General features: G+C 72.6%; 10 protein-coding genes. 3 read left to right on the top strand and 7 right to left on the bottom strand.

What is annotated here, in order from left to right; all coding sequences use genetic code 11:
* Positions 1-37: 37 nt before the first annotated feature.
* Both ABT085_RS36475 and ABT085_RS36470 read right to left on the bottom strand, forming a co-directional pair.
* Positions 38-424, bottom strand: a complete 387-nt coding sequence (locus ABT085_RS36475; RefSeq protein WP_351618158.1) for a DUF6281 family protein — start codon at positions 422-424, stop codon at positions 38-40.
* Between the two features lie 148 nt (positions 425-572).
* On the bottom strand, positions 573-701 hold the full coding sequence (locus ABT085_RS36470; RefSeq protein WP_351618151.1) for a hypothetical protein: 129 nt from the start codon (positions 699-701) through the stop codon (positions 573-575).
* 228 nt (positions 702-929) lie between these two features.
* On the opposite strand from ABT085_RS36470, the gene ABT085_RS36465 reads away from it, so the two are divergent.
* Positions 930-1,583, top strand: a complete 654-nt coding sequence (locus ABT085_RS36465; RefSeq protein WP_351618148.1) for a dihydrofolate reductase family protein — start codon at positions 930-932, stop codon at positions 1,581-1,583.
* A 184-nt stretch (positions 1,584-1,767) separates the two neighbouring features.
* Here ABT085_RS36465 and ABT085_RS36460 read toward each other — a convergent pair whose 3' ends face one another.
* The 5 genes from ABT085_RS36460 to ABT085_RS36440 all read right to left on the bottom strand — a co-directional run bounded on the left by ABT085_RS36460 (position 1,768) and on the right by ABT085_RS36440 (position 8,574).
* Positions 1,768-2,244: a hypothetical protein gene (locus tag ABT085_RS36460; RefSeq protein WP_351618145.1), complete on the bottom strand. Its 477-nt coding sequence runs from the start codon at positions 2,242-2,244 to the stop codon at positions 1,768-1,770.
* 604 nt (positions 2,245-2,848) lie between these two features.
* Positions 2,849-6,046, bottom strand: coding sequence for an AfsR/SARP family transcriptional regulator (locus tag ABT085_RS36455; RefSeq protein ID WP_351618142.1), 3,198 nt, complete (start codon positions 6,044-6,046; stop codon positions 2,849-2,851).
* A gap of 93 nt (positions 6,047-6,139) precedes the next feature.
* The gene (locus ABT085_RS36450; RefSeq protein ID WP_351618139.1) at positions 6,140-7,543 is read right to left on the bottom strand and encodes a hypothetical protein; all 1,404 of its coding nucleotides are present in this window, start codon (positions 7,541-7,543) and stop codon (positions 6,140-6,142) included.
* 82 nt (positions 7,544-7,625) lie between these two features.
* Positions 7,626-7,958 carry a hypothetical protein gene (locus ABT085_RS36445; RefSeq protein WP_351618136.1) on the bottom strand — a complete coding sequence of 111 codons (333 nt, stop codon included), beginning with the start codon at positions 7,956-7,958 and terminating at the stop codon, positions 7,626-7,628.
* Between the two features lie 109 nt (positions 7,959-8,067).
* Positions 8,068-8,574 carry a DUF4913 domain-containing protein gene (locus tag ABT085_RS36440; protein WP_351618133.1) on the bottom strand — a complete coding sequence of 169 codons (507 nt, stop codon included), beginning with the start codon at positions 8,572-8,574 and terminating at the stop codon, positions 8,068-8,070.
* 152 nt (positions 8,575-8,726) lie between these two features.
* Between ABT085_RS36440 and ABT085_RS36435 the strand changes: the two genes are divergently transcribed.
* Both ABT085_RS36435 and ABT085_RS36430 read left to right on the top strand, forming a co-directional pair.
* A complete protein-coding gene (locus ABT085_RS36435; protein ID WP_351618131.1) occupies positions 8,727-9,881 on the top strand; it encodes a hypothetical protein in 1,155 nt (384 codons plus the stop codon).
* 72 nt (positions 9,882-9,953) lie between these two features.
* Positions 9,954-11,702 (top strand): hypothetical protein, encoded by a 1,749-nt coding sequence (locus tag ABT085_RS36430; RefSeq protein ID WP_351618090.1) that lies wholly within the window; start codon positions 9,954-9,956, stop codon positions 11,700-11,702.
* The last annotated feature ends 37 nt before the right edge of the window (positions 11,703-11,739 follow it).

Here is an 11,739-nt window from a genome sequence, read left to right as displayed (position 1 = left end):
ACCGCCCCGGCCGGACATCCGTCCCGGGGTCTCGGCGTCAGGAGCCGTCGAGCAGCTTCTTCACCTCGGGCGGAAGCGTCGTGCCGGAGTAGGCGGCGACGAACTTGGCCTCGCCAGGGGTGTCGCCGACCGCGATGGCCACCTTGGGAGAGATGCCGTCGACCTCGTAGACGGTCTCCGTCGTCCCTGCGGTCTCGGAGGTGTCCTGGCCGCCGGTGTCGTCGCAGGGCGGTTCGGCGGCGGCGCCGAGTTTCTCCCCGACCGTGAACTCCACGTTCGCAACATCGCGGTAGGTACGGTCCTGGTACAGGATCCGGTATGCGCAGGATCCCGCATCCTCGCCGTCGCTGCTGCTTCCCGCCGTGCACGCGACCGCTGACACCATCACGGCTGCCAGTGCCATGACTCGCCCGACCCAGCTCATCGAAACTCCTCAGTAGATGCTACGCAGGCCGAGGACGTCTCCCTTGCCGAGCGTCCTCGCTTTCGTCGTGCACAGGAACGAGTTCGTTTACATGGTGAGGTTTTCGTGTCCCGAGCCGACGTGTCCGAGTCCGAAGACGTGTCCTGCCTCATGAGTACCGACGGAGCGCATGTCGTTTTCGTTCGAGCAACTGCTGGGTCGGCTTGTTCGTCAAGTCGTAGTCGTGGGTGTTGAAGCGGACGTCGGCCTCCCGCAGGCCGTTCTTGACTCCGGGCATGGGCCAGGTCCACGAGCAGGTCGTAGCCGTCCCGATCTCCGCCACCGCGGCGGTGCCACAGCCCTCGCCGGGAGACCGGAAAGGGTGACGGCAGCGCCGTGGCGGCGTTCGGGCGGGAACTTCCGGGAAGAGTTGCCGGGCACTGTCGATCCGGCAACGCCTCGTTCGACATCCTGATGTGGGGCCCGTCGCCGTACGAGGGACGGGCCAGGAACCGAACGAGGAGACATGGCAGACCAGCTACTGAGAGTGATGAACTTCTGCGTCTCGCGCGACGGGATCGCGGCCGGTCCCGGTGAGGCCCAGAGCCTGGAGGAACCCTTCGGCCTGCCCCGGCCCGAGCGGCTGTTCTCCTGGGCCGGCGCCACGGCCAGCTGGCCCAACCGGACCGACCCCGGCGGCAGCCGCGGACTCGACGACTACTTCACCCGCGACTTTCCCCGCAACATCGGCGCCGAGATCATGGGGCGCAACAAGTTCGGCCCCCAGCGCGGGCCCTGGCAGGACCACGACTGGCAGGGCTGGTGGGGCGACGAGCCCCCGTTCCGCACCCCGGTGTTCGTCATGACCCACCACAGCCGCCCGTCGTTCACGCTCTCGGACACCACCTTCCACTTCGTCGAGGGCCCCCCGAAAACGATTCTCGAACAGGCGAAGGAGGCGGCGCAGGGCCAGGACGTCCGACTCGGCGGCGGGGTCACCACCGTCCGCCAGTTCCTGGACGCCGACCTGGTCGACACCCTGCACATCGCGGTCGCACCGGTGGAACTCGGCTCCGGGCTCCGGCTCTGGGACTCACCCGACGACCTGGACGACCGGTTCCATCATGAGGCCGTGCCCAGCGCGAGCGGCGTCGAGCATCACCTCTACTGGCGGAGGTGACCTGAGCGCACCGGCCGCCCTGTGCTGGGACGGGACGGCCGGGCGGCCTGCACCGGGACGGCCGGGAGGCCGCCTGTCCACGGCCCGCCGGCAGTCCTGGGATGCCGTGGGAACCTCACGGACCGACAAGTCCGCAGGTCTTCACGGCATCAGGAACGAACGAGGTGCTCCACCCGCAGTCGGCTCAGCTGAACACGAAGGGCCCTGGCGACTGGGCGGCGCTCGACGTACAGGTCACGGTGATGCCGAAGATGACCATCTTCAGCGAGCCCTTGTAGAAGTCCAGGCTGTCGCCGACGGCCACGGTGCCGGGGAGCGGGCCGACGGTGACCGCCCCGCCCGCAGGCATGGCCGGGTTCACGGTGCCGCTGAAGACCCGGTTGGCACCCGTGGAGTTGGTCATGGTGAGCGTGGAGTTGATGGAGTTCGCCGAGAGGGCGAGCGGGGTGGTGATGCCGGTGGAGCTGAGGGTGATGGTGGCCGACGTGCTGCTGACCTGGGTCGCGGTCAGTGTGGCCGCGCCGCCGCCGAAGAGGCCGCAGCTCGCGGTGATGGTGGCCGAACCGGGGGTGACGGCGGCGGATGCGGAGGGTGCGAAGGCCAGCGCCGTGGCGGCCAGGATGCCGGCCGTGAGTGCCGCACCTGAGGCTAATCGTTTCATGGATCGGGCTTCCTTCCCGTTACGTGGGAATGCCATGTGGAAGTGGTGACCCCGTCCGGGTGGGTGCGGTCACACCGCGGGGCGCCGGATCTGACGGACCGTCGGATCCTGGCTCCCATTGATGCGCGGGCGGCACGGGCCCACAAGGTTGAAATTTGGCCGATCGCATGAACGCCCTTGCGGGCAACCGTAGTTGTGCTGCCCGTCCCTCGGTGAGCGGGTGCCGCCGCCCTCGGGGCCGAGGCCGGGGAGGTCCGGGTCGACGGTGAACCGTCCAGCCCACGGAAGCCGTTGTGCGGTCGTGACCGGTCTCGGTGGCCGGTCGTCGAGCCGGGGAGGATCCCCATGTCCACATCGTCGTTCGCGTCACCGGAACCGTCCGGCCGTTCCGCCCCGTACCGTTCCGCCCCCTACGATCGTCCGCGGCTGGGGCCGCGCGGTCTCATGAGCCGGCGCAGGACCGGGCCGGACGCGGAAGACCCCGCGTCGCGACCCGGACAGCGAACGCAGCCCGCCGGTCCTGCCCCGGAACCTCCCACGGTCCTGCCGCCCGCCGCGCTGCTGCCACTGCTGCCGCTGCCTCCGGGGTTCGAACCGGCCGGGGCTACCGGGCCGTGAGCGGCAGCGAGTTCAGCTTCTCCTCGATCTTCTCGGCGTCCGGGTGATCGAACTCCGCGAAGATCGCCAGGGCCTGGCGCCAGCTGCCGTCGGCCGCTGCCGCGTCGCCCGCGGCCAGCTGGACGTCTCCGAGATGCCCCAGGGTGTCGCCCTCACCCCACCGGTTCCCGATGTCCCGGTGGGTCGCGAGGGCCTGCTCGTAGTGGTCGACCGCGCGGTCATGGGCGCCCAGCCGATGGTGGACCGTGCCGAGCACGTCGAGGGCGACCCCCTCGACCCACCGGTTGCCGCCGGTGCGCAGCACGGTCAGCGCCTGCTCCAGACAGCGGACGGCATCGTCGTACCGGCCGAGCCGTTGGTAGGCGTCCCCCAGGTTGCTCAGCGCGATGCCCTCACCCCAGAGGTCGCCGACCTTGCGGTCCAGCGCCAGGCCCCGGCGGCTGTACTCGACGGCCTTGGCGAACTGACCGGCGTGCAGATAGGCATCGCCCAGGTTGCCCACGGCCCGCCGCCTGCCCTCCGAGTCCGCGAGTTCGCGGTGGATGGTCATCGCCCGGTGGTAGTGGTCGATAGCCTCGTCGTAACGGCCAGCGCTGCGCAGCGCCGCGGCCAGGTCGCCCAGGGCCCGCGCCTCGCCGTGACGGTCATCGGCGGCGCGGGCGGCGGACAGCGCCGTGCGGGTGGTGTTGGCCCAGTCGCTGAGATGGCTGCGCAGGTAGAAGAACCCCCACAGCACGGCGGGCAGCCGCCAGGCGATCCCCGTCAGCTCGGACGCGGCGGCCTGCTGGACCGCGCCGACCAGATTGGGCCGTTCGGACTCGCACCAGTCCAGGGCCTGGTCGTGGGTGGTGAACGACAGGGGACGGCAGGGGGCCGCCGGGGGTTCGAGCGGGACCCGGCTGCGCTTCGGGGTGATCAGGGGGTAGGCGGCGTCCGCGGTGTGCAGATACCAGGTCAGCAGCCGCTCCACCGCCGCTTCCCGGTCCCGCGGGCTCTCCTCGGCCTGGACGCGCTCGGCGGCGTACACGCGCAGCAGGTCGTGCAGGGTGTAGCGGCCGGGGAAGTGCTCGGTGAGCAGGTGGGCGCGGGTCAGCTCGACGAGCGGGCCACGCGCCTCCCGCGGGGCGAGCCCGGCCAGGGCGGCCGCGGCGGGCGTGGAGATGTCCGGGCCGGTGTGCAGGCTCAGCAGCCGGAACAGGCGCGCGGCCGGCGCGGACAGGGCTTCGTACGACGACGAGAAGACCGTCCGTACGTCGATGCTGTCGTCCCCGGTGAACGCGTCCAGGCTGCCGTGGCTGTCGCGGAGTTCCTCGGCGATGGCACTGAGCGGGAAGTCCGGGTGGGTGGCCGCTCGGGCGGCCACCACGGCGAGGGCCAGCGGCAGTTGGGCGCACCGCGCGACGATCTCCTGCACCGCCTCCGTCTCCTTCGCCAGCCGCCCGGGTCCGAGCCGGCGCGCCAGGAACTCGTGGGCCTCGGCGGGCGTCAGCTGGTTCAGCGTCAGCGGATGCGCTCCCTCGCCCGCGACCAGGCCGGTGAGCTGGTTGCGGCTGGTGACGATGACGAGGCAGCCGGGCGAACCCGGCAGCAGTGGGCGGACCTGCTCGCTGTCGCGGGCGTTGTCGAGGAGGATCAGCACCCGCCGCTCGGCGAGCACACTGCGGTAGAGCGCCGTCTGGGCCTCCAGCCCGGCAGGGATCCGCTGCGGAGGGACGCCGAGGCCGTCCAGCAGGACCCGGACGGCCTCGGCCGGAGGCGTCACCGAGGCGCTCGGGCCGAAGCCGTGCAGATTGATGCAGAGCTGTCCGTCGGGGAAGTGAGCGGCCACCTGGTGGGCCAGATGCACCGCCAGCGTGGTCTTGCCGACGCCCGCCATGCCGCCGATCGCGCTGATCAGCACCGTGGCGGGAGCGCTCCCGTCGAGGGGCAGCAGCTCCCGGGCCCGCTCCAGTTCGGCCCGCCGCCCGATGAAGGACGGCAGATCGGCGGGGAGTTGGGCGAGCCGCGGCGAGAAGGGCGGCCGGGCGGCGGGCTGTCGGGGGGTCTCGGCGGGGGAGGGGCCGGTGGACCCGGGGTCTTCGCGGGTGGCGCTGCGTGCCGTGCCCGGGGTGTCCGCAGATCCGGCGGAGGCCGCCCTGCCGTGCGGGACGCCCCGGGCGGGCGGCCCCACGGCCGGCGAGTCCGCGGGGTGCCGCGGCCCGGCATCAGCGGCGGTGGCGGCGCCCGGGGCCGGAGCGGGGAGCGACCTCTGAGCGGAGGCGGGCGTCCCGGTGGTGACCGGTGTCTGAGCCGGGACCTCCGCCGGGGCGGTGAGCGGCCTCCGGGCGGCGGCAGGCGTCGGAGTGGAGATCGGCGCTTGAGCGGACGCGGGCGTCGGGGCGGGGAGCGGTGCCGGTGTGGCGGCCAAGGTCGGGTCGGACGCCAGGATGCGCGCGTGCAGGTCCCGCAGGGGAGCGCCGGGCTCGATGCCCAGCTCGTTCACCAGCGTCGTGCGGGTCCTGCGGTAGGCCGCCAGCGCCTCGGCCTGCCTGCCGCACCGGTACAGGGCCAGCACATGCAGCCGGCACAGCTCCTCGCGCAGCGGGAACTCGACCGTCAGCGACATCAGTTCCGAGACCACCTGGCTGTGGCGGCCGAGCCGGACGTCGAGGTCCAGGCGCCGCTCCAGCGCGTTCAGCCGCTCCTCGGCCAGCCGGGAGCGCTCGGCCTCGGCCAGCGGACCGGACAGTCCGGCCAGCGCCATGCCCCGCCACCCGTCGAGGGCGTGGTGCAGCAGGACCGAGGCGGCGGCCGTGTCGCCCGCGGCGGACGCCCGCGCCGCGTCCGCCACTTGGCGTTCGAACGCGGCCAGGTCGAGAGCGTCCTCCTTTACCTCGGCCCGGTATCCGTCCCCCACCGAGACGATCGTCCGCGGCGGGACGTCCGGGTCGCGGTCGGGCTCCAGCGTCTTGCGCAGGCGCGAGACATAGGTGCGCAGCACGGACACGGCGGCCGTCGGTGGCTCCATCCCCCAGACGGCGTCGACGAGTTCGGCGAGCGCGACGGCCCGCCCCCGGCGCAGCAGCAGCGCGGCCAGCACGACCCGCTGCTGCGGCGAGCCCAGGTCGAGTTCCCGGCCGTCGCGCCAGGCCCGTACCGGACCAAGTACGGCGAATCGTAAGGAGGATGTGTTCGTTCCGTTCACGGTTCGGACTTTAGTGACACCGCCTGTGTCAAGGGGGTGTCAGTCATGAACTGTTTACGACCGGTGACCGTCGAGATACGTGCCCAGCACGGATCAGACCGTGAACTTGACCGCCTCCAGCCAGAGGCCGTTGTCGAGGGTGCCGCCGAAGATGTACGCGGGGCGTGGTCCGACACAACCCGTCGAGTTCCAACCGATGTTGTGGACATGGGCGGTCTGGCAGACCTGGCCGCCGCTGCCGATGTTGATGGCGTAACCCAGCATGGCCGGGGCGCCCTTGGCGGTGCTGCCGATGTAGATGTCCTTGCCGTCGGCGGTGTTGGGCGTCCAGTGCGGCTTCCAGACGCCCTTCCCGTCGGTCGAGGCCGGGTTGTGCACAAACGCGTTGGCGGCCACGCCACCGGTCCCGCGCACCGCGATGTCCAGCGCCTTGATCGCCCGGTTCTGTCCCGTCGTACCGGCCACCGTGCCGTCGCACACGGGCTTCTGCCAGCCCTTTCCGGAGACGTAGGCGCGGTAGCAGATGTGCCGCCCGGGGTCGTTCGCGGCGAGCCGGTTCACGACGGTGGCGGCCGTCTCCTTCGCGGGCGCGGCGGTCACGGTCGCCGTCGCCTTCGGGGGCCGCACGGTCACGGTGGCGGTGGCCCCGGCCGCGCCGCCGGGCGAGGTGTGCTTCGGCTTGTCCTCGGCCTTCGGCGGCGTACTGGTCGCGGAGGGCGTCGGGCCGGGCGTCGCGGAGCCGGTCGCCGTCGGCGTCGTACCGCCGCCCGCCGGGTCGTGGCCGGTACGCGAACGGCTCGGCTCGGCGCTCGCGCCGGCGGCGGTGTTCTGCTGTCCGCCGTCGTCCGATCCGCCGCCCGTGATCACCAGCGGCACGATGACGAGCGCGGCCACACCGAGGGCCACCGGCCCGACGATCAGTGGCCGGTGCAGCAGACCCGCCGACCGGTACTCGTCGTCCGACTGACGCGGTGTCCTCCCCTCGGCGGCGCTCGGGCGTCGCAGGAGGGAGCCGGGCACAGGGGTGCGCCGGGCCGGAGGCGGCGGCTGCGGCAGCGGATGCGCGCCTCGGTCTACGTTCTCGCCCTCGCCCTCGCCCTCGCCCTCGCCCTCGTCGTCGTCCGTGCGTTCGTCCGTGCCTTCGCTCTCGGGTGGTACGTCGTTGCGCCCGACGCCGGCCGCGACGGGCTCCGCCATCGCCCCGACCGGCGCTTCGCTCGCCGCCGGTTCCGGCGCGGGCGGCCGTTCCACGATCCTGCTCGAACCGTCGGGGGCGACCTCGACATAGGTCACGTCCGCCACGGCCGGGTCGGAAATGGCCGCCGTGACGGGCGAGTTCCGCCTGCTCGCGTGATCGTGCAACGCGTCGAGGATCACCTCGTCGACGGCGGCTCCCGCCGTCACCGGCACGGGCACGCCGTCGATGGCGGCGGAGCCGTCGGCGGCTATGACCACCGAGAGCACCTTCGGGTCGTCCGTCTCTTCGTCCCGGCTCATGCCCTTCCTTTCCTGGCGTTCCGGATGCCACTACAACGGGAGGCGTCCGGCCGCGGTTCAAGCTCCGTGGGGTCGATCGGGATCAACGGCGTTTGGCCTGTCTGCCGCCCTGGCGCGGGTCGGCGCGGTGGGCGGCGACCGCGGGGCGGGGGGCCGGTCCCTGCGCGGTGCGCTCCGTCGGGGAGGCCGGCGGTCGGCCGGTGTCGAACGGGGAGTACCGCCCGGCGCCTTGGGCGACGGGTGCCGTGAACAGGGTTGCGGAGTCGGGCGCCCAGGCGGCCGGGAACGTGGGGAAGTCCATCGCCGGGGCCGTCGCGGTCAGGGAGGGCATGGACGGGGCCTGGGCCGTGGGGATGTACGGCGGCTCGGTGTCCTGCTGCCGCTGCGCGGGCGTGTCCTGCTGCGGTGTCGACATGTTCCGTGCCGTCCTTCCGTGCGGGACCGCCCGGCTGTGGGCGGTCGACGGGAGGCAGGAACGGGTCCGGCCGCCGAGCGGTTCGATCCGGCGGGCGGCCGCGTTCCGTTCAGGCCACGCCGGGACGCGGACCGAACGGGTCCCTGGCGTCCACCGGCGGGGCCTCCTTGGCCCGGTGACCGCCGGGCTTGCAGCCCGCGAACGGGCCCTGGGGGTCGCGCAGGGTGGCCATCGCCGGGCCCAGGAAGTCCCGGTGCCAGGCGGCAGGACCGGTGTGTCCCCCGTCGGGGCCGGTCAGTTCCCCCCAGGCCAGCCACAGGGCGTGCAGCTGCGCCACCGCCTCATGGTGCTCCCACCAGCGGGAACACCAGGGGGCGGTGGAGGTGACCTCCCGGCCGTACACCGGGAGCAGCACGTTGTGCACCCACAGGGTCAGCCGACGCAGCGTCTGCCCGTACTCGGCTCCCTGGAGATACAGGATGAACCGCGGTGGGGCGGGCGCCTCCGGTACGGGGGCGGGCGCGTCCTGGTTCCCGGGAGCTGAGGGCTCGGTGGCCGGTTCGTCGCGGTGGTGCTCGGGTGCGGTGGCGGGGGCCGCGGGTGTCTCGGTGGTCATGGTCGGCACGTCCATTCTTCGCTGCTCGGTTCCGGCCGGGGTGAGGACGTAACGCGCCCGCGCCGGGGGCGGTTCAACGGCCGGTTGAACCGGGCGCCCCGCACGGTCCGTTGTGCCTGCCATCGGCATCTCCGGCCCACGAGAGGGGCGCCATGTCCGACCTCAGCCCGGGCCCCCGGGACGCAAGCCGGTCGTCCGACTCCGCCGCGGACGCCGCCCTCGACGTCAGCCGGATGACGGACGCCCTGCTCAGGCTGGAGCACTCCGGCCGCGCCCGGCAGGCCTGGGAGGACACCCGTCGGCTGCTCGCCGAGTGGATGCGGAGGCTGGCGCGGCTGATGCGGCGGAGGTTCCGCCGCAGGTCCGGGGGAGGAGCGGGAGAAGGAGGGTACGACCCTCCGAACGGCCCGGCGGGAGCGGCCGGGCAGCAGCTGTCCGAGGGATCTGCGGGGTGGGGGCAGTCGGACGGACGGCCGGAGGAACGGCAGCGGGAGCCCGGCCCTGAGCGGCAGCAGGATCGAGGTCGGGACCGGGAGTTCTCGTCGGTCGACCAGCTGGTCCGGGCGGTCGGCGAGCTGCCGCCCGAGCACCGGCGGGCGTTCGAGGACACGGTCCTGGAGAGGATCAGGACCGACGACAGATGGCTGCGGGCCTACGACCGGGATGTCGCCGCGGGCCGGGACTCGTTCCTCGTCGAGTACGCCAACAACGCCTATCTGCGGGAGGTGGCGCCGTCCGCCGGGCCGGACCCGCAAGAGCCGGGCGACGCGGCCGACTTCACGCCGGGACCCCCGGCCTACTCCGAGAGACCGGCCCGCGAAGAGGCGCACGACCGGAATGACACGCGGGACCGCGGCGACGCGGACGTCCTGGTCGACGAACCGGTCCTCGACCACTGGGATCGCTTTCTCGCCTCCATGGAGCGACCGGCTGCCCAGGAGCGGGACCCGGCCACTCCGGCCATCCCGGTCACCCCGTCCGTCCCGGCGCCGCCGCCGTCCCCCGACTCACGTACGAGCTCTCCCGATTCACGTACGAGCTCTCCCGACTCACGCACGATCCTCCCCGACTCACGTACGAGTGCCCCCGCGTCGCCCGTGAGCCCGCCCGTGTCACCCGTGAGCCCGCTCCTGCCCGCGGTGACCCCGCTGCCGGTCAATCCGCTGGGGCAGGGGGCCGAGCTCCACCGGCCGCCGTCGGCGGGCTCGACCCGGCGTACCCCGCAGGGTTCCGACCGGGAGCGGCGCGCGGCGGGGTCCGCGCAGCCGCCGGGCGGCAACACCGCCCGGCCGGGGCGACGGCGCTAGCGGCGGCGCGCCCCCATAACGCGCCGGTGTGTGCGCACCGGCGTCCGTCCACGAGGCAAGGAGGAAGACCGGATGGCGTGGAACGAGAACAAGTTCAACCGCGATGTGCAAAGGGGCCTGGACCGGATCGACCGGTGGGGGGCGGTGGTGGGCACGGACGAGGTCCGCAACGCCTACCTCAACTTCACCGACGTGATGAGGCAGGAGGGCGAGTGGATCCGCGTGGGCAATGCGCCCGCGAACTCCGGCTGGGAGAACCGGGCCGCGTCGGTCGCCGCGCGGGCCGAGCTCATGGACGCGTTCCGGGCGGTGGACGCCTTTCGTGTCTCCGCCGCCTGGGCCACCGAGAACCGCGGCGCCGACCCGGCGGAGCTGGCGCAGGCCCGGCGGGACGTGGCGGCCTCGTCCGCCGAGAACACGGCCTTCTGGGTGAAGTCGACCTCGCGTCCGGCGGAACAGCTCGGCGACACCCTCGAAGGGGGCGTCGGAGCCGGCGTGTTCGACCAGTTGACGTACGGCTTCGATTCCCCGCGCGGTGAGTGGTCCCCCTCGTTGTGGCAGCTCTGGGGCGAGATGTCACCCGAGTTCGCCCGAGGTACGCGCGGAGTCGCCCAGGCCACGGTGTTCGAAGGGCTGCCGGAGCAGTGCGTCCTGCGGTCGGTGGAGTGGCCGGCGCTCAACGACCTGATCAGGGACGGCCAGGTCGACCATCTGCACGTCAACGTGATCCGCAGGAACTCGGACACCGGCCTGCTGGAGCAGGTCGGTCACTACGACGTACGGTCGCAGCAGGAGTTCGACCACCTGCCCCAGGTGACGCGGACCGACTCGTACGCCGCGCGTCAGCAGCGGGAGTTCGTCACCCAGAACGTCGCCCGCGCCATCGAACGCAACCGCGCCGGTGTGCAGACCACCCTCGACAACTTCCGCCGCAGGTGGTCCAACAGCAGCCAGGACGTCGAGTTCGTGCTGTCCCACCCGGACGGACCGGGCCCCGACCTCTCCGAGAGCCCCGCGAACCTGTCCAGGACGCAGACGAACACCTCGGGGCAGGGACGCGCGTCCTCGTCCGGGCGCAGGGGTTCGGCCGCGTCGCTGATGTCCAGGCTGGAGGCGATCGAGGCCGAGCAGCAGCAGCGGGGCAGCGACACCGATTCCATCTTCCCCGGCCGCCGGGGCTCCAGCGCGGTCGCCACTCCGAGCCTGTCCCGGGCGCAGTCGTACGCGACCACACCCGGTTTCGGCGGACTTCCGGCCACGACCGTCGACCAGTACATGGACCCGTCCTCGGGCCCGACCGTGTACCCGCCCGTTTCGACGTCCGGGTACTTCGACACCACCGCGCCCACCACCCTGCCGCCGATCTCGGAGAGCCTTCCGATGCCGGCGCTCAGCGAGACCCTGGACGCGTTCCACTTCCCGGCGGCGGACGACTTCGGTTACGACGACAACGGGGCCGACTACGGGGGCGACCAGACCTTCGACTTTCCGACGGCGCCGGTCGCCGACCTCGGCAGTTTCAACCCGCCCACCCGCACCCGCACCAGCCGTTCGACGCCGAGCACCCGCTCGGCCGGCTCCTACGGTGACGAGGGCGCCGATCTGACGCGGGTCGACGCCCACACCGGCGACTCCCCTCCGCGGAGGGGTTCAGACGCCCAGCAGCCGGCCGGGCAGCAGGAATCCGCCAAGAAGTCGGGCAAGAAGGTCAACAAGAAGGATCATCCGCACCTGAACGCGTTCTTCTTCGGAGGCAGCAGGAAGCCTCCGGGCGCCGGTGGCGCCGCCAGCAGCACCAGCGCGAAGGTGAAGAAGAGGTAGGGGCCACGCCCGCTCACCCCGGCGCCCCTGGCCGTAC

Source organism: Streptomyces sp. NPDC002265, from assembly GCF_040296125.1.
Classification (GTDB): Bacteria; Actinomycetota; Actinomycetes; order Streptomycetales; family Streptomycetaceae; genus Streptomyces.
This window is presented reverse-complemented; position numbering and strand designations above follow the sequence as displayed.